This window comes from Xylanibacter sp. (assembly GCF_057607445.1).
In genome coordinates this window covers 20,515-40,217 of record NZ_DBLZAX010000005.1, presented here as the reverse complement: position 1 = coordinate 40,217, position 19,703 = coordinate 20,515, and the positions used below count along the sequence as shown (strand labels likewise).

General features: G+C 47.2%; 13 protein-coding genes and 1 tRNA gene. 5 read left to right on the top strand and 9 right to left on the bottom strand.

Going from position 1 to position 19,703, the window contains the following annotated elements; genetic code table 11:
• Positions 1-95: 95 nt before the first annotated feature.
• From ACZMIG_RS05595 to ACZMIG_RS05570, 6 genes are all read right to left on the bottom strand, one after another.
• Positions 96-299, bottom strand: coding sequence for a cysteine peptidase family C39 domain-containing protein (locus tag ACZMIG_RS05595; protein WP_418874811.1), 204 nt, complete (start codon positions 297-299; stop codon positions 96-98).
• A gap of 65 nt (positions 300-364) precedes the next feature.
• A complete protein-coding gene (locus ACZMIG_RS05590; RefSeq protein ID WP_418874812.1) occupies positions 365-2,674 on the bottom strand; it encodes an outer membrane beta-barrel protein in 2,310 nt (769 codons plus the stop codon).
• A gap of 114 nt (positions 2,675-2,788) precedes the next feature.
• Positions 2,789-3,136 (bottom strand): hypothetical protein, encoded by a 348-nt coding sequence (locus ACZMIG_RS05585; RefSeq protein WP_302023654.1) that lies wholly within the window; start codon positions 3,134-3,136, stop codon positions 2,789-2,791.
• A gap of 707 nt (positions 3,137-3,843) precedes the next feature.
• Positions 3,844-3,917 (bottom strand) — tRNA-Arg (locus tag ACZMIG_RS05580).
• A gap of 372 nt (positions 3,918-4,289) precedes the next feature.
• Positions 4,290-5,663: a tryptophanase TnaA gene (tnaA, locus tag ACZMIG_RS05575; RefSeq protein ID WP_021855020.1), complete on the bottom strand. Its 1,374-nt coding sequence runs from the start codon at positions 5,661-5,663 to the stop codon at positions 4,290-4,292.
• 954 nt (positions 5,664-6,617) lie between these two features.
• Positions 6,618-7,697, bottom strand: a complete 1,080-nt coding sequence (locus ACZMIG_RS05570; protein WP_487889217.1) for a redoxin domain-containing protein — start codon at positions 7,695-7,697, stop codon at positions 6,618-6,620.
• 203 nt (positions 7,698-7,900) lie between these two features.
• Here ACZMIG_RS05570 and ACZMIG_RS05565 point away from each other — a divergent pair, with 203 nt between their 5' ends.
• From ACZMIG_RS05565 to ACZMIG_RS05545, 5 genes are all read left to right on the top strand, one after another.
• Positions 7,901-8,593 carry a queuosine precursor transporter gene (locus tag ACZMIG_RS05565; protein WP_302432557.1) on the top strand — a complete coding sequence of 231 codons (693 nt, stop codon included), beginning with the start codon at positions 7,901-7,903 and terminating at the stop codon, positions 8,591-8,593.
• Positions 8,590-9,066, top strand: coding sequence for a preQ(1) synthase (gene queF / locus ACZMIG_RS05560; protein ID WP_021855023.1), 477 nt, complete (start codon positions 8,590-8,592; stop codon positions 9,064-9,066). Before ACZMIG_RS05565 ends, queF begins: the two co-directional genes overlap by 4 nt.
• Positions 9,067-9,117: 51 nt before the next feature.
• Complete coding sequence (locus tag ACZMIG_RS05555; RefSeq protein ID WP_487889216.1) at positions 9,118-11,343, top strand: patatin-like phospholipase family protein; 2,226 nt, start codon at positions 9,118-9,120, stop codon at positions 11,341-11,343.
• 1,077 nt (positions 11,344-12,420) lie between these two features.
• A complete protein-coding gene (locus tag ACZMIG_RS05550) occupies positions 12,421-14,202 on the top strand; it encodes a pyruvate carboxylase subunit B (RefSeq protein ID WP_021855025.1) in 1,782 nt (593 codons plus the stop codon).
• Positions 14,203-14,614: 412 nt separating this feature from the next.
• Complete coding sequence (locus ACZMIG_RS05545; protein WP_302330540.1) at positions 14,615-15,151, top strand: HDIG domain-containing metalloprotein; 537 nt, start codon at positions 14,615-14,617, stop codon at positions 15,149-15,151.
• A 298-nt stretch (positions 15,152-15,449) separates the two neighbouring features.
• On the opposite strand, the gene ACZMIG_RS05540 is transcribed toward ACZMIG_RS05545, so the two are convergent.
• The 3 genes from ACZMIG_RS05540 to ACZMIG_RS05530 all read right to left on the bottom strand — a co-directional run bounded on the left by ACZMIG_RS05540 (position 15,450) and on the right by ACZMIG_RS05530 (position 19,305).
• The gene (locus tag ACZMIG_RS05540) at positions 15,450-15,875 is read right to left on the bottom strand and encodes an Hsp20/alpha crystallin family protein (protein WP_021855028.1); all 426 of its coding nucleotides are present in this window, start codon (positions 15,873-15,875) and stop codon (positions 15,450-15,452) included.
• Between the two features lie 208 nt (positions 15,876-16,083).
• The gene (locus tag ACZMIG_RS05535; protein ID WP_487889215.1) at positions 16,084-17,025 is read right to left on the bottom strand and encodes a Ppx/GppA phosphatase family protein; all 942 of its coding nucleotides are present in this window, start codon (positions 17,023-17,025) and stop codon (positions 16,084-16,086) included.
• Between the two features lie 198 nt (positions 17,026-17,223).
• Positions 17,224-19,305 carry an RNA degradosome polyphosphate kinase gene (locus tag ACZMIG_RS05530; protein WP_482683256.1) on the bottom strand — a complete coding sequence of 694 codons (2,082 nt, stop codon included), beginning with the start codon at positions 19,303-19,305 and terminating at the stop codon, positions 17,224-17,226.
• Between the last annotated feature and the right edge of the window lie 398 nt (positions 19,306-19,703).

The following is a 19,703-nucleotide window of genomic DNA, read 5'->3' as shown; positions in this document are numbered from 1 at the left end:
TTTAACCATGGGTAAAAGTACACATTTCGTTGGACAGCCGTAGGAATGGCGGTGAAGAGTGGATTAGACGGCTGAAAATCACCGATTCAACAACGCTAAGTCTTTTCTCCAACGCTATATTCAAGGGTGTCGAGCGGCATCCTAAGACGAGCAGGAAGAAGGGTGGCATCAAGGTGCATTGCCATCAAGATCCAAATATGGGTCACCCTAATAGCAAGCGACACGCTTTCTGACGTGGTGAAATACAGCTTCGACAGACTGTCGAAGCTGTAATCTGCTCCATATTGGCTGCATATCATGCACAAGCATACTATGCAGCACTACTGCACGTCGTTCTGAAGGTATATCTTAAAGTCTTTCATTTTTATTTCATCAATGTTGGTACATTCCTTTGCATACTGTTTACAGAAGGTAGATTTTTATTTCTTATTTTCTTTCCTGCATTGAAGTTCCATGTAACCTGCAGATTTATCTGTGTGTTGTGTGACAAGTTCTTTTGTATTGAAGTCCAGTCGCTGCCATATATCGTTTTTTTATTGCGTGTGTATATCAGTTGGTTGCATTTTAATGCTACATTTAGATTATTATTGAAAAATGACATATATGCTCCTGCGTTCAGCCAGAATCCGCCGTTATAATCATATTCAAGTGATTTACCTTTGTTCTCGGCCTGTATTCCCAGTGTCAAATCCAGCCACCGGCATAAAGTGAAATTGTTATCGCTTCTGAAAAATATGCTTGCATTGTTTATGCTTTTTCCTGGCATACTTTCATGTGTAAGTGTAACATACAATCCGTTTTTGTTATACCAAAATTTAAATGGCTTAGTTGTATATCCAATTCTAAAAGTATGAGTTACGGATATTCCCTTATTCTCTGGCTTTGTATAATAAGTCCCGTTGCGGGTTTCGTCTTGATAGGTCATGATTCTTATCGCGTCATCACAATAAGTCAGATTATAACTGGCAAGCCAGTTTGAATTAAAAGAATAATATATTTCCATATTGTAAAAGTTCTCTTTCTTCAGACTTGTATTACCTATACTATAAAGGTTGTTGCTTTGCCATACGACGGAAGGAATCCGGTAATTATAATTGGGTAATGAATAATAGTGCTTAAACCCGAATGTCAAATAACGTCCTTTTGCTGAGTTTATAAGCCATTGTGTGAATAACGACGGATAGACACCGTCTTCCCAACTCCTTGTGCTATTCTCAGGCGACCTATAATCACTGTATATGTTCTGTGTGCCGTGATATTGTAGCGCAAAATACACATAGAATTTCTTTTTTATTAAAATATTGTAATCAATCCATGCGCCATAATCATATCCTTTATTTGTATAGTGTCCGGTAGGAATATATCCAAGAGTTGTGGTTCCATTGTCTTCGTGTCTGTCTATAAGATAGTAATATTCCAATCCGATGTTTAAGCCTGAGTTGGCTGTTGTTTTAAAATGTACTATTGGTTGCACAGAGAAGTGGTCTGAATTGCTTTTTAGCGCAGCATTATCAGCAATGCCGTTATATAAATAATCAGCATTCTCGTTTTCTTTGTTTTTTGAATATTCTGCACGTAATCTAAAATAGTTGAGGCTGTCTTTTCCAAAACCTTGCTGATATTGTATGCCGGCATTATATCCAGAAATTTTATTTTTCCCTGATGTTAAAAGATTATTATTGCCGTCCGTGCTGTTTTGGCCGGAGCGGAGCCAGCTGAAATCAGTTCCACCGTAAACATCAAGCCACGTTACTTTATTGAAAGAATACCTTAATGAAAGGTTGTCTCTCAAACTTTTGAAACGGTTATTATTTTTTGTATCAGTAACAGTCTTGTTTTGTGCTGTTTCTGTCTGTTGTTCGAACATTGATGTTGAGCGGCTATAAGGAACTCCTGATAAAAAGTTCTTTACGCTAAATTTTCCGCGGTTATACAGAATGGTGGCCATGGGGCTAGTGCTTTTTATTCCATTGTAGTCTGCTTTACCTGCAAGTGTAACTGATCCGAGAACGCCTCCTTCTTCACGTAAAAATATCTTTATAACACCTCCTGTTGCATTAATGCCGTAGGAGGCATCCGCATGTGGAATGATGTCTATGTGCGCTATCATTGACGGCTGAATGTTTTTCAGCTGTTCAAACGATATTGGCTGATTGTCAAGATAGTATAACGTGTTTTTACGTCCGCGGACACTTATTTCATCGTTTGAGACATCAAGGTCGCGTATAAACTGTAAAAATTCAGACAGAGTTTTCCCCTTGGCAAGAGGGTTTCCTTTCACACGAATACTTGTTTCTCCGTTTGGTTTTATGTCTGAATATTTTGCCATGACTATAACTTCATCGAGCATTTCTGAAACTTTAGTCATGAGGAGCACATTGGTGGATGTGTCTTTTTCCAATGATAAATCATTATTATAGGTCTCATATTCCAAATGGGATACCTTCATGTTGTAGTAGCCAATCGATATGTTTTTTATCTTAAATTTGCCTTCTTTATTGGATACTGTCTGAAATGTGGCCTTGCTGTCGTTTTTTGATGAAATAATTATTGTCGCATTGGATATAGGCCTGTTTTTATCATCTTGAACGGTTCCATCTAAAACTATTGTATTGTTTTGTGCGTACAACGTTGACGTTAGTATTAATATAAAAATTAAAGCAAATGTTCTCATAATTCATTATCTTTTTTGTTGAAAGTTATATTTAAGGCATACAATACAGGTATTGTTATCTTGCCTTAGTCAATTTAAATTATACCCGTGCAATTTGATATGTAGCCACAAAGGTTAATATACCGTTTGATTTGTACGAGTAATTGAATTCAACATAAAATCTGCCGGAATTGAGTATAAGGATTTTCTGTTCAGCGGTATGTCGGCATAAGCCGTTTCATAACCCAGCGGTGTTGTTCTCATAGTCAGAGTATCGTTGTATTTAGTGTCGTTTACAACGAATTTACCTTCTTTGTCCGTAAGTACTCTTGTTATCAGATTCGAGTCAGCTGTTTTTATCAGTGCCATGCTGGAATATTCCATAGACATACATAGATTCTTTACCACCTTGCCTTTTATCTGCTGTGTATTGGCTTTTGTATGTGCAAGAAGCATGATAATTGGTATTGTAAGTTTTTTCATATTTATAATTTTATTGTTCTTTCTGTCAATATTTTTATATACGATTTTCCATATCGTGTTTTTGAAAGATATGGATTAAATATTACCTTGTCTGTTATGTGTATGCATACGGGATGCAAGGCTAACTGCAAGTCGGCAGACACTAAGGTTGTGCTTTTATGGGCAATTTTCTAATTTGTACAATATTTAAACTGCCAAAACTATGCCATAAAACGTATTTTGCTGTATATCAGAAAGATAGACTAATACCCCATTTGCGTACATGTCTAAAACTTGGACAGTGGTGTATAAAAATTAGACAGTATGCATACCCGGAAAAGAGAAAATAAAACTTTCAGTGGTTAAAGGAGCATGTTTAAGTGAAGAACGAAAAGTGAAGAGTGAAAAATTCGATACTCTTGTGGATTATTGTTATTTCACTTTTCATTTAACCGCCTGTACAACCGATATGAACCAACAAAGCTAATGTGCCGGCTGATTTGCAATCTGCCGGAATTAAGTATAAGGATTTTCAATCCGCTTGCTTCCTATTTTAATTTTTGTATGAATTTCGGATCACAGATCCTGATACTTAATGCTGTCGGATAGCATATCCGACAGAACATTAGCCTTGTTGTTTCCTGTGCCACAGGAGGAACTAAAGTCAAATGTCTAATTATAAAAAAATAAGCGGAAACCCTTTTTCTTACAAGGATTTCCGCCGTATGTGATCCCGTTGGGATTCAAACCCAAGACCTTCAGAACCGGAATCTGACGCTCTATTCAGCTAAGCTACGGGACCATTGCTGTCGGCTTCCACACGCTGTGCATGCGCCAAAGGTGCGCATGTCTGTACAAGAAGCAAGTGCAAAGGTAATATATTTTTTCGATTTATGCGTCTGTTGCCACATAAATTATTGAAAATAAGGAATAGTTAATAACCGACTACAGACCTACAGCCGCAACGGCACATGGCCTTTGCATCTACGGCGACGGCAACATGAAGCGGCAAAAACAAGCCCACGGCACGGCAAGACGCACGCACCTGAAGGCAACGGCACAGAACAAGAGCCGACGGACATGCGCCATAATCTGGATGCGGAGCATCTGTCCGTCGGCTCATTGGTATGTCAGGCCGAAACGGCCTTTATGTTTTCTACTTTATAAGTATATATTACAGTCTCTCGAGCTGTACGGTGAAGTGACGCATGAGCGGTGCTTCCCACGCAATTCTTACACCGCGTGTAATCTCAGCCCTGCGCTCATAAACGTTCTTCAACGCAGCTGCTATAACAGCGATGTGATTGTCTGTGTAGACGCGGCGCGGAATGGCAAGGCGCAGCAGGTCGAGACCTGTGAAGCGGTTTTCGCGAGTAACCGGGTCGCGGTCGGCCAAGAGATAACCAATCTCGCATCCGCGGATACCTGCCTCGAGGTAAAGCTCTATGGTAAGTGTCTGTGCAGGGAACTCCTCCTTCGGAACATGTGTGAGCACCTTTGGAGCGTCAACGAAGATGGCGTGGCCGCCTGCCGGGCGCTGATAAGGAATGCCGTACTCGTCGAGCAGGCGTGCGAGCAGCTGCACCTGACGGATGCGTGTGTCGAGGTTGTCAAACTCAGTATTCTCATCGAGACCTATTGCCAGTGCGTTCATGTCGCGTCCGTTCATACCTCCGTATGTCAGATAGCCTTCAAACTGCACACAATAGCCCTTGGCGCCCTCATACCACTCCTGCTTGCGTGTGGCAATGAATCCGCCCATGTTTACGAGTCCGTCCTTCTTGGCGCTCATTGTCATGCCGTCTGCCAGAGCGAACATCTCGCGTGTAATCTCCTTTATGGTCTTGTCGGCATATCCTTCCTCACGTGTCTTGATGAAGTAAGCATTCTCGGCGAAGCGTGCAGAGTCGAACACAACGGGCTTGCCATACTTGTCGGCAACGGCGCGCACCTGTCTCAGGTTCTCCATTGACACGGGCTGTCCTCCTGCTGTGTTGTTGGTTATGGTTACGATGATGAACGGTATGCGGTCGCCGTGCTCCTTGAGCGCGTTCTCAAGCTTCACGGGGTCGACGTTGCCCTTGAACGGCACCTCGAGCTGAGTGTCCTTAGCCTCGTCGACGGTGCAGTCGAGCGCGATGGCCTTACGTCCCTCGATATGTCCTTTTGTAGTGTCGAAGTGAGAGTTGCCGGGCACGATGTCGCCTTCGTGTACGAGATAAGAGAACAGCACGTTCTCTGCGGCACGTCCCTGATGTGTAGGTATTACATACTCAAAGCCCGTGAGCCTCTGTATCGTCTCTTTCAGCTTGAAGAATGAGTCGGCTCCGGCGTAGCTCTCGTCGCCCATCATTATTCCGGCCCACTGGCGGTCGCTCATTGCGCCTGTGCCTGAGTCGGTGAGCAGGTCGATATACACCTGATTGGCTTTCAGTTGAAACACGTTATAGTGAGCCTCTTTAATCCACTGTTCACGTTCTTCGCGTGTGCTTTTGCGTATAGGCTCAACCATCTTGATTTTCCAAGATTCTGCGAATGGTAATTCCATAGTTTAAGGTTTTAATAATTTCAGCTCCAAATTTAATAAAAAACCAATTATGCAGCAAGCACATTTCAATAGTTTTTTCATTCATTTATAATTTTTGTAATAATATCACGCCGCATATATGCCCTCTGCCGGCCATCATCATGCGGCTGCACGGACAAGGCGGCATGCCACTAAGCCGTGTGTGGGCCACCATGCCGCCACGGAGCCAACCTAAGCACACCGAACACTGATATGCCTGTCGCCGGCAGATTGTAAATATTCTTCGCAATTTTCGTCCGTTTAACGCTCTCAGAATTGCCATGCCCGAAATAAATACGGCATTCGTCAGAAAAACAGGACAAAATCAAACCTTACATATAACATACAACAAATCAAGTAGTTATACATTTTTCAAGTCAAGATCAAAAGTATCAGAAGACTAAAAATGACCGGTTTCAGCCTGAAAGACGGCCTTTTATGTGCCGAAATACAGCCTTTCAGCATGCAAAAAGCATGCTTTTAGATGATGAAAAACATTGATTTACGACCTTCAACGATGTTCTTTTGTTAATAAAAGACAACAAAGCGAGATTTAGACAAGATTCTATTAACATACGTTACACTTTGTTTTTCTGTAACGGAAAATAATTTTGTCATTACTTTTTACCGTCATCAAGACTATTGCAGAAGTATGCACGCAGCACGGCCTTATACCTAAAGATGTGCCTGCGGAATAATACGTGAAGGCATGTCAGACACAAACGAAGTCACTGCGGCAGATATACAGATGCCTGCCGACTGGCAACAAGGCAATAAGGCATACGCAACAAAAACAAAACTGACGGGCAGCAGCATTGCCGTAAATCAGCAATAAGCCTGTCCGTCAGCTTTTTTACGGATATGGCGCACAGCACCATATACATTATATATATCTGAGATGCCTCTCAGGCAGCGCCATGCCGGCGCCATGCCTATTTAGAAGCCGTAAATCTCTTTGAGCTTCTCGCCGAGATCCTCGCCCCTCAGGTCTGTGGCAACAATCTTGCCCTCGCCGTCGAGCAGCACGTTGGCCGGTATGGCGTTTATGCCGTAAAGGGGAGCTGCGGCACACTTCCAGCCCTTCAGGTCGCTGATGTTGGGCCACTTCATGCCGATGCTCTTAATGGCAGACTTCCATGCCTCGGCGCTGTTGTCGAACGAAACGCCCACTACCTCGAAGCCCTTGGCATGATATTTATCATAATTTGCCACTACGTTTGGCATCTCCTGACGGCACGGTCCGCACCAGCTTGCCCAGAAGTCAACGAGCACATAGTTGCCCTTGCCGCACCACTCGCTCAGCTTGCGCTGCTTGCCTTCGGTGTCGTTCATCGTCAGGTCTGTGAACATCTTGCCGGGCATGCGCTTCTCGAAGGCTGCAAGCTGCTGCTTGACACGGGCCAGGGCAGGATGGTTATAGTAAGGAGCTGACGGACTTAGCAGGTCTTTCAGCTCGTTATAGTCGAGTGCGGTGTAAATCTGACTCAGATAAACGGCCGGTATAAGGTTGTCCTTGTTGGTCTTTATTATGTTCAGCATATCGTTGAGCATAGAGTCTCTCACCACGTTGAAGCGCTCCGCCAGAGTCTTAGCCTTTGCCTTGCCGGCTTCGCTGTTGTCTCTCGCCACCTTCTCGTACTCGGCATATATCTCGCTTGTTGCAGCGTCATACTTTTTCAGCGGCAGGCTGCACTCAAAGAGTTTCTTGTTGAGGTCAGAACCGGCCATGGTGTAGTTCACCAGGTTCATGTCCACAGGTGTTCCGTCGTTGAAGAATGCCATGCCCTCATTATTTGCGTCCAGCATGAATATCTCGTTAAGGTTCTGCTTTCCGCTCAGCTCAAACTTTCCGTTGCTCACCGTTGCGCTGTCTAAAGCTGCGCGCTGCCCCATCACATAAAGATAAACCTTCGATACGCTTGCGGGCACTGTTCCCGTAATCTTGTAAGCAGTCTCCTGCGCCTGCATCGAGATGGCTGCCATCACCGTCAGGGCTGTTGTCAATAGTTTTTTCATATTCCTTTTACGTTTTCTTTGTTTATTTCCAAATATCTCCGGCCTTTTACGGCCTGTATAAATTACATAAATGCAAAGTTATCAATTAATCGGTATCGGGCAAATAATTACAGGCGTAATCTTATCTTATTGAGTTTTTTTATTAATTTTGCAGCCGCAATTTATTTACAGAGTGCTTGGTAAACCTCTTAAAAAACAAGGAAATGAAAACAGATAAGCAACAAGTAAGTGTGCTGTTCATGCTTTTCAGCATACTTTTCTGCGTCTGCCTGATAACGGCAAACGTGTTAGAGACAAAGCAGATTTCAATCGGACCGGTGAACATCACCGGCGGATTGCTCGTGTTTCCGGTGTCTTACATTATCAACGACTGCGTGTGTGAGGTGTGGGGATTCCGCAAGGCAAGGCTCCTTATATGGGCAGGCTTCGCCATGAACTTCATCTTCGTGCTGTTCGGAGCGCTGGCCGACGCCATTCCTGGCGCGCCTTACTGGCACAACGACGAGGGCTTCCATGCCGTGTTCGGCCTTGCACCGCGCATTGCCGCCGCCTCGTTTGTGGCCTTCCTTGCCGGCTCGTTCATCAACGCCTACGTGATGAGCCGCATGAAGATATCGTCCAACGGCAAGCATTTCTCTCTGCGCGCCGTGGTGAGCACAGTGTTCGGCGAAAGTGCCGACTCGCTGATCTTCTTCCCGCTTGCGCTGTCGGGCGTGGTGCCTGCCGGCGAGATGCTGTCGCTCATAGTGTCGCAGGTGGTGCTTAAGACGCTCTACGAAATCATTGTGCTGCCCGTAACGATACGTGTAGTGAAGAAGACCAAGGCGCATGAGGGCACCGACGTGTATGACAACGGAATAAACTATAACGTTTGGAAAATATTTAATCTACAATGATGACTGAAGACAACAGAAAAGACGAGGGACTGAAGGCCCTCGGCGCAAAGACCGCCTACAGAATGGACTATGCACCTGAGGTGCTCGAGACGTTTGAGAACAAGCATCCGGGCAACGACTACTGGGTGCAGTTCAACTGCCCAGAGTTCACATCGCTGTGCCCCATCACGGGTCAGCCCGACTTTGCCGAGATACGCATAAGCTATATCCCCGGCGAGCGCATGGTTGAGAGCAAGAGTCTGAAGCTGTATCTGTTCAGCTTCCGCAACCACGGCGACTTCCACGAAGACTGCGTGAACATAATAATGAAGGACCTCATCAGGCTGATGAGCCCTAAATATATAGAGGTGACGGGATACTTCACTCCGCGCGGAGGCATAAGCATATATCCCTATGCCAACTACGGACAGCCCGGCACTAAATACGAGAAGATGGCCGAGCACCGCTTCATTAACCACAACATGGGACGCTGACCTTAAGCCGCGACACATGCCATAAGGCCGCCCTGCAAACCAGACAACATCATGAAAAGTAAACTCCGCCTGCTAGCTGTCATACTGACGGCATTACTTTTTGTTCCGGCTAATGCCGAAGAAGTGCAAGACTCGTGCCGCAGCCGCGTGGCTGTGGTGCTCAGCGGCGGCGGCGCAAAGGGCATGGCCCACATAGGCGTGCTGCGCGTGCTGGAGCGTGCGGGCATACCTGTAGACATTATCACGGGCACGTCGATGGGCGCCCTGATCGGCGGCTTGTATTCAATAGGCTACGACGCTGCCACACTCGACTCGCTCGTAAAGGTGCAGGACTGGAAGACACTGCTGTCTGACAAGGTGGACGTGAGCAACCAGAGCCTGGCCGAAAGAGAGAAGCAGAACACCTATCTGCTGTCGCGCCCGCTGAGCATAGCCCGCAAGGCACGCAACGCCGCAGGCGGACTGATAAGCGGCACCAACCTGTCGCAGCTCTTCACACGGCTCACCGTAGGCTATCACGACTCAATCAGCTTTGCCGACCTGCCCATACCGTTTGCCTGTGTGGCAACAAACATCGTGGACAACACCGAATACGACATGTACGGCGGGCATCTCTCGACAGCCATGCGGGCAAGCATGGCCATACCGGGCGTGTTCACCCCGGTGCGTAAAGATTCGATGGTGCTCGTAGACGGAGGCCTGCGCAACAACTATCCGGCCGACATAGCCAAGCGCATGGGGGCGGATATAATAATAGGTGTGTCGGTGCAGAGCGACAACCGCACGGCGGCAGAGCTGCAAAGCGGCCCCGCCATACTGATGCAGATCGTGGACATCAACTGCAAGAACAAGTTTGACGAAAACTGGGCTATGACCGACATTCCTATCAAGGTGAACGTAAAGGGCTACTCTTCGGCAAGCTTTACGCGGGCAGCCATCGACACACTGATAGCACGCGGCGAAGAGGCTGCCATGCAGCAATGGGAAAAGATTGTGGCACTGCAGCAGCGCCTTGCCTCAGAAGGCTACATCCACGCGGCACGTGCCTCGCGCCCAGTGCCGACAAGTTCGGAACTTACGTTCAAGATAGACTCAGTATGCTTCGACCGCATTGTGGCTTCCGACCGCAACTATATCATGTCGAAATACAGGCTCAACAAAGGCGACAGCGTTTCGGTGAAACGCATCGAGGAGGCTATCACTGCCCTCGGCGTAAACTTTCTATACACCAACCCGGGCTATACGCTCAACAAGAGCGGCAAAGGATACGTGCTAAGAATATCGGCAGACGACAAGCGCACAAGCAGGGTAAACCTCGGAGTGAGATTCGATACAGAGGAGATGGTGGCCCTGCAGGCCAACGTGTCTCACCAGATAAAGGCCCGCATACCTGTGATAATGGAGCTTACGGGCCGCCTGAGCAAGCGAATGATGGCCAGGCTCGACGCACAGATCAATCCGCTGCACTACGGAAAGATAGGCCTATCGTATGTATTCAGGCACGACGACACAAACATCTATGAGGGCGGCAAGCGCGACTACAACTTCACTTACAACCAGCACTCTGTCAACCTGCAGCTGCTAAGCTTCAACATACGCAACTTCTCGGTAGACGTAAACGTGAAGATGGACTTCTACGACTTTCACGACATGCTGTCGGGTCCGTCGTCTGAATATGAGACTCTCGACAATGTCCACTTCTACAGCTACATCTTCAGGATGAACTACAACTCGGAAGACCGCTGGTTTTTCACCACGCGCGGCGCACGCTTCAATGCCGGATACGGCTACTACACAGACAACTTCATAAGCCACGGAGATGAACCCGGACTGAGCGTGGCCGACTTCATGTGGCGCATGTCGTTCCCGCTCAACAGCCGTTTCGTGCTGCAGCCCATGGTAAGCGGACGCTTCCTTATCGGCAACGACATTCCGCTAATCATGCGCAACTCCATAGGCGGCATGCACCCCGGAATGTATCTCGAACAGCAGCAGCCCTTCGCGGGCATCGGCCACATAGAGTTTGTTGACAACATGCTGCTAACGGCACAGCTCATGGCGCAGCAGCGCATCATGGACAACAACTACATCATAGGCCGCCTGTCGTTCGGACAGCGTGGCGACAAGCTGCGCAACCTCTTTGAGAAGGGGCCGATGACGGGATGCGAGATAGCATATTACTACAACAGCATGTTCGGACCGATAGGTGCGTCGCTCGGATACTCAAGCCGCACGGAGGAGCCTTACTTCTACGTAAACCTTGGCTTCCAGTTCTGACAAAACGGGACTGCATGGGAAAACCGGTTTAACCCAAATCAGTCATTGTGATTCGGTTGCTATTCTTGCTTTATATTGAGCAGATTTCGGTCAGTTTTTTGCAGGCATTTTTATAGCTCATAATTAATAATTCATAATTAACAGACACCGCAAGACACGGAAATACACAAGACAAAAGGCATGCTTCTGCAACATGAAACATGCCTTTTTGCATGCCAAGACATGGCCTTTCGCATGATAAAAGATAGCCTTTCACATCTTAAATCGCGGCAGTTTACACACCGAAGGGCCGCATTATGCAATTAAACAGGCACGCTTTCGCACAGACAGGACAACAAAGATAAAATCACAAAGTTTTTTCTTAAAAACTCATCACTCATCACAAAGCGGCACAACCCGCTGTGTGACAGCATATTACAGTGTGACGAGTTGCCTGCGAAACTCATCACGCCCGAAGGCCGCAGGGCACAATGTGATGAGTTGATCCGTAAACTCATCACGCCTCAACGCTCTGTAAGCCAACACTTTACATGGCAATGTGACGAGTGATGAGTTTCTAAAGAAAACTTTTTTGCTTATTCTCCTCCCTGCCCTTTCCTAAATATGATTGACTTCAAAGAGCCCTTTTCCAGATTAAAGTCGACTCCGGCTATCCCCCAAAAAACGGTCATCAGAATTATGGTTAGACATCACCACCGCCCCCAATCTCCCCGACTAAAGCTACAAAACTGCAAGCCAAGCAAGGCAAATACAGGCAAAGCGGGCTGTATCAGTTTGTAAAATTAATTTCCACAGGCACGTTAAGGTTTGTTAGTTACAAATAGAAACTTGTCTATTTGCTATCCTACAAGTGAATTTTAGACACTTTATCATGTATTTTGCTATATGTATTTAGCAAATCAGCACAAAAAATATGATAAAATGTTCATAAGACTATAAAAAACAAATAAATATTCGTCTCAGACCATATTATTTTGTCATAAAAACTTTTAGATTTAGAAAAAATACCTATTTTTGCATAAATGAACATGTGTGCCGGACAAAATCAGGCCACACACAATAAAAGATCTAATAATAATGAAAAAGAAAATCCAATTCAGTCTCGTTTATCGCGACATGTGGCAGTCTTCAGGTAAGTTCCAGCCACGTAAGGACCAGTTGGAGCGCGTTGCTCCGGCAATCATCGATATGGGATGTTTCTCCCGCGTTGAAACCAACGGAGGAGCCTTCGAGCAAGTTAACCTGCTCGCCGGCGAGAATCCTAATGAGGCAGTGAGGGCATTCTGTAAACCGTTTAATGAAGTTGGCATTAAGACACACATGCTCGACAGAGGACTCAATGCCCTACGCATGTATCCCGTGCCCGACGACGTTCGCAGACTCATGTATAAGGTTAAGCACGCCCAGGGCGTTGACATCCCCCGCATATTCTGCGGTCTTAACGATGTCCGCAACATAATCCCCAGCATTAAATGGGCGCTTGAGGCCGGCATGACTCCTCAGGCTACTCTTTGTATAACAACATCACCAATCCATACAGTTGAATATTACAGCAACATCGCCGACCAGGTGATAGCTGCAGGTGCTACCGAAATCTGTCTTAAGGATATGGCCGGTATAGGTCAGCCGGCTATGCTCGGCAAGCTTACAAAGGCTATTAAGGACAAGCATCCAGACGTCATCATACAGTATCACGGCCACTCAGGACCGGGCCTCTCAATGGCTTCTATCCTCGAAGTGTGCAACAATGGTGCCGACGTTATCGATACAGCCATCGAGCCGCTGTCATGGGGTAAGGTTCATCCGGACATCATCTCTGTTCAGAGCATGCTGAAGAACGAAGGCTTCGAGGTTGCCGACATCGACATGAACGCATACATGCGCGCCCGCACCCTCACACAGGAGTTTATCGACGACTGGCTGGGCTACTTCATCAACCCGGGCAACAAGCACATGAGCTCACTGCTCCTCGGATGCGGTCTGCCGGGCGGTATGATGGGAAGTATGATGGCCGATCTCGCCGGAATACACCGTTCAATCAACTCTACACTGAAGAGCAAGGGACAGCCGGAACTCACAACAGACGAGATGCTGGTGAAACTGTTCGACGAAGTGGCATATGTATGGCCGCGCGTAGGTTACCCACCACTCGTAACTCCGTTCTCACAATATGTCAAGAACATCGCACTGCTCAACCTGCTCACCATGGCACAGGGCAAGGGCCGCTTCGTAATGATGGACGACTCTATGTGGGGAATGATTCTCGGCAAGAGCGGAAAGATACCTGGAACAATAGACCAGGAGCTCGTAGAGCTGGCTGAGAAGCAGGGACGTCAGTTTACTGATGCTGACCCGCACACACTTATACCTGACGCTCTCGAAGGCTTCAAGAAGGAGATGCAGGACAACAACTGGGACTTCGGACAGGACGACGAGGAACTGTTCGAGCTGGCTATGCACCCCGAACAGTATCGCGACTACAAGAGCGGAATGGCAAAGAAGCGTATGCTGGCCGACCTGCAGAAGGCAAAGGATGCGAAACTCGGCGCAAAACTCACACCGGAAGAAGTGTCAGCATTCAAGCACGCAAAGGCAGACGCCATCGTGTCTCCATTCAAGGGACAGGTGTTCTTCGACTTCGAAGGCAGCAGCGAGTGTGTTCCTTGCCTTGAGCCGTACATCGGACAGCACTACAAGGAAGGCGAAACATTCTGCTACATACAGACACCATGGGGCCAGTTTGAACCGGTACCGGCTGCACTCGGAGGCAAGCTGGTTGAAATAGCTGCACGCCAGGGTTCAAGAGTCAACCGCGGTGATGTGATTGCATATATTGAAAGAGACTGGATCAATTCTTAATCCGAACATATTCCCGGGCCGACGGAACAGCCCTACGCCCGGGATGCCATAGCTAATTGTTGCCATACGGCCGGCTTGCCAATATTGACGAACCGGCTTATGGCAACAATATCATAAATGAAACCACTGTATGCCGGCCGTTTTTAGCCCGAACCGGGCGTTAGAATTCAGCCGGGATTTTTGCTTTATATTGGGCTGATTTTCGTTTGTTCTATCGCTGGCATGGCTGACTATGCGAAAAAAAAGACACACGAAAAGACAACCATAGAAAACAAAAAGCCGGATGAAAGCATGAATAAACAAAACAGAGAAAACCATATGCGGCCTGACGACCGAGCCGGGTTTAAGCTTTCTTAAATATATACATACAGAAAAACGGACGTGCATCCAAACAATTAATCCTACTTAAAAAATGAACTGGAGACAAATTATCGACAAGTATTATTCTGACAATGCAGAGCTGAAAGACATCCTTCTGCGCCACAGCAGCGCCGTAGCCCGCAAGGCTCTCGGCATAGCGGAAAGGCATCCCGAACTGAATCTTGACCTCAACTTCATTGAGGAAGCTGCCATGCTGCATGACATAGGAGTGATAAAGACCGACGCACCCGACATAAAATGCTACGGCAATGAGCCCTATATACGCCACGGAGTGCTCGGAGCCGAGATGCTCAGGGCTGAAGGAATGCCGCGCCATGCACGCGTATGCGAACGGCATACAGGCGCAGGGCTGTCGCTTCAGGAGATTGTAAGCCGCAACCTTCCGCTGCCGCATACCGACCTGCTGCCCGAGACGCTCGAAGAACAGGTGATATGCTATGCCGACAAATTCTTCTCGAAGACACGGCTCGACCGCGAAAAGACCATCGAGCAGGCAGAAAAGAGCGTTGCGAAACACGGCGAAGAAGGCCTGAAAAGGTTCTGCCGATGGAAAGAAATGTTCGAATAAAGCCTGCCTTACCCTATAGTCTCAGACTTTAACATCAATAGGTAATCAGCATCAAGCCCGCCATTCACCTTACGCCGGGCGCATTGCCGCCATATCCTCAACTGATATAGCGTGGGCGTAAATAAGGTAAAAGACTATAATCAGCCCGACATAAGACAAGGACCACACCGGGCACAAACAACCATCTGATAAAAAAAACTTTGTTGATAAGCCATGGAACGCTGTTCCACGGCTTACCAACAAAGTATAATTTATATTATCAATTAAAGTTACCGTCTGCTTTCAGACTGCCGAACTGTTATCCTACAACAATCTGGCGCACAACATTCTTTTCCTCTTTGCGTATCTTAGGAAGCACAACCGTAAGCACTCCGTCGCTTACTTTGGCTGATATCTTCTCCTTGTCAACATCGTCGGGCAGTATCAGTGTCTGCTCAAACTTGCTGTAGGCAAATTCACGACGCAGATAGTGAGCCTTTTTCTCCTCCTCAGCATTGTTCTTCTTGCTCTCCATCTTTATTGACAAATCGCCGTCCTGGTTAAGATGAACATTGAAGTCTTCCTTTGTCATTCCCGGCGCAGCAACCTCAACCTCATAATCTATTTCGCTCTCTTTTACGTTTATTGCCGGAGCAGTGGCATTGGCCTTAGGCATGAAGTCTGTGTCAAAGAAATCGTTAAACACGTCGGGTAACCATGAATTCTTGCGATTAACTGGTATCATAATTATATTCTCCTATTTTTAATTGTTTTTTTATTTCTGTTCTGTGATGAGCTTCAAATCTTGTTGTCGGCTCTCACTAAGATATATTACAACTTACGTACCAGCATAAAAAAGCATGACATTTTGTCTGAACTACAAGACAAAATGTCATGCTGAATATATTTCTATACCTTCTGCCAAGCCGCATCAACGATGCTGCACAGAAGCATCAGTCTTCATCATCGCCTGCCTCATCAGCGTCGCTTTGCTCAGGCTTGATGTCGCAGGCTGAATACTTGTCGCGGTAAAATCCGTCTACAATGCTGTCGGCAAGGCTTATGTTAGGCACCTGCACTGAGTCGCAGCCAAGAGCCTCGGCCGCCGTGATGAATATCTCGGCTGCAGGAATGATAACGTCTGCACGGTCTACCTTGAGCCCATACTGCTCTATGCGCTCCTCTACACTTAGCACCTTCAGCTTAGAGTAAAGGTCTTTTATCTCATCAACCGTAACATATCTGTTTTCGCGCTTTGCATGTGTAAGCTTGAACAGCTTGTTGATGTTTCCGCCCGAACCTATTATCCTTATGTCGGGCATGTCCTTGGCAAATCTTTTCAGGTCGGCCTTCATCTTCTCGACGGTCTCCTTCGACACCATGCCACCCAACATTCTCAGCGTACCGATGTTGTACGACTGGCTGTGAGTGAGCGCACCGTCGTGAAGCAGAGAAATCTCAGTGCTGCCTCCGCCTACGTCGATATAGGCATAGTTGCCCTTTGCGCTGCCGATGTTCTCAACGATGTTGTTGCACAGCAGTCGCGCCTCTTCCCTGCCGTTGATAATCTCTATGTCTATGCCTGTTGACTTGCGGAGCTTGTTGAGCACCTTCTTGCCGTTCTCGGCGTCACGCATGGCCGATGTGGCGCATGCCCTGTAGTCGTCAATCTGGTTGAGTTTCATTATCTGCTTGAAAGCCTTGAGCATGTGCTTCATCATGAGCATACGCTCCTTTGAAATCTTGCCGAGCGTAAATACGTCTGAACCCAGGCGCAGGGGCACACGCATATACATCACGCGTGATATCTGCTGCGTGCCGTCTTCGGTTGTTCTGAAGTTCTTTATGAGCAGTCGCGCTCCGTTAGAACCTATATCAATAGCTGCTAATCTCATATCTGTTTTTAATTTTAAAACTGTTTATCAAATCATCATTTCATACAGTAAGCTATGCATCGCATAACACACTGACACACAGACCATTACAAACCGCAATACAAAAGGCCATGTTTTAGGCTGCAAAAGGCCGTCTTTTACATGACGAAAGGGCACCTTTTACAGGCCAAAATGCCACCTTTTGGAAACAGCCCGAAATCATTCGCCCTGACCGGCAGCCCTGGCTTCAGCCATATATGCGTTGTAAAGCTCCTCCTGCGAGCGGAACGGGCGGCCGTCTTCAACCTCCTGTATCACGTTTGCTCCGCTGCCGTCCACGATGCGTCCGTTGGTGGTGTCGCGCAGTCCGTAGTCAACCGTGCGCATAAGGTCTTTCTTCATGTCCTCGTCATAAACCGGAGCCATCACCTCGATGCGGTTGAGCAGGTTGCGCGGCATCCAGTCGGCACTGCCGATAAAGAACTTCGGATTGCCGGCATTGCCGAATATCAGTATGCGCGAATGCTCCAGATAGCGGTCTATTATACCCACGGCATGCATGTTGCCGCAAAGTCCCTGACGGCTTGTTACGAGCGAACAGTTGCCCCTGAGCACGATGTCTATCTTCACGCCGGCCTTCGACGCGGCATAAAGTTTCTCTACAACGTCCGGCTCGGTTATATGGTTTATCTTCATCTTTATCCATGCCTCGCGGCCCGAGCGTGCATTCTTTATCTCCTTGTCGATAAGACTTATTATCCTTGTCTTCATCGAGTTTGGCGACACCATAAGCTCTCTGAACCTGAACTGCGAGAACGGGCGGTCGATAAAGTCGAACACCTTCTTAACCTCAGCCACGATACTCTTGCGCGCCGTCATCATCAGATAGTCGGTGTACACCTTGGCGTTGCCTTCATGGAAGTTGCCCGTACCCACACAGGCAATGCTGCCTTTGGTCGACTCTATATAGAGCAGCTTAGAGTGAACCTTAAGTCCCTCCACGCCATATATCACGTTTATGCCTTCCTCCTGCATGCGCTTGCTCCAGCGTATGTTGCTCTCCTCGTCGAAACGGGCAAGAAGCTCAACCACGGCCGTAACCTTCTTGCCGTTGCGTGCGGCGCATATCAGTGCCTTAACCACCTTTGAGTCTTTGGCCAGTCGGTACAATGTGGTCTTTATCGTCTTAACCTCCGGCTTCAGCGCTGCCTCACGCAGCAGGCGGATATACCCGTCGAACGAGTGATACGGCACATGGATGAAGAGGTCCTTGCGGCGTATCTGGTCAAGGATGCTCTCCTGAGCAAGGAATTCAGGCTTCATCACGTGAGCCCACTTCGGATATTTCAGTTCGTCGTGGCCGCAGTCGGGGAATCCCATCAAGTCCTTGTGGTTCTGATAACGGCTGCTGCCCAAAGACACATCGAGCTTGCTCACGTTGAGCTTGCTCATCAGTTTCTTCTTCATCTCCTTGGGCATGCTCTTGTCGTAGATAAGCCTCACGGGCTCGCCGTGCCTGCGGCTGCTCACGCCCTTGGCAATTTTCTCAAGCACGCCGTAGTCGGAGTCGTTGTCCATCTCCATCTCTGCGTCCTTTGTAAACTTAAACGAATACGACTCAAATACGGCCGGCTTGAAGCCGATGAATATCAGCGGAAGGCAGTATCTAACCACATCGTCGAGATACATTATATTGTCGAAGCCGTCTGACGACGGCAACTTGATAAAGCGTCCGTTCTCCCTGTCGGGCACCTTTATTATGGCCAGACTGCTCTTCGGGCGCGACGAACCGCTCGTTATGTCGGTCTTTCTGACAAGAAGATAAATACGGTTGTCCTCAAGCTGCCCTATCTCGCCTATCTCCGAATACCATATAGGGTTTGTGTAGCCGTTAAGGCGCTCGTGAAAGAAGTTTGTCAGAAATCTTTTCTGCTCATCGTTCAGCTGCGTCTCGTCAAGCATTCTTATGTTATGCTTCTCCAGGCAGTCGAACACATGGTCTATAGCCGAGGTGTACTCCTGGCTGTAGGCAGAGTTGAGCTTGTTTATCTTCGCCATGGTCTTGCGTATCGTGTCGTGCTGTCTGCGCACTTCCTTATTGTCAGACTCAAGCAGACGGCTGAGCGAAGCCATGCGTACACGGAAAAACTCGTCGAGGTTGTTAGAATAAATACCCAAAAATGAGAGTCTTTCAAGCAATGGTATGTTTTCCTTCTGAGCCTCCTGAAGTATGCGATGGTTAAAATACATCCAGCTTACATCACGCTCAATATAACGTTTCTCCTTTTTGTTCTTGGCCATAACTCCTACTTCTTTGATTATTGTTTGTCCGTTTTCATGTCCCTGTTGCATGCATCATGGCCGGCACTGCGGCAAATACGGCATACGGCCGGCGCTGCAACAGCAATAACACTTATATTAATTTATTTTGCAAAAATATAACTATTATCCAACATTGCCGCTGTATTACATATTAAAATGATAATAAAATATCGTTACAAAGGCGTTTTCCTGCAACAATTTATCTGCATGTCTGCGATATGTCTGCCAAGTTTATGGCATGTACCGGGCAAAAGATATCATCACCAGACAAGACCAAACAAAACATAGAAACTTTCCGTCCATGCATTTTCCTCTTATCTTTACAAAAGGCATACATCTGCACACCCTCCACCATGAAAGCCAATATGACAGCCACT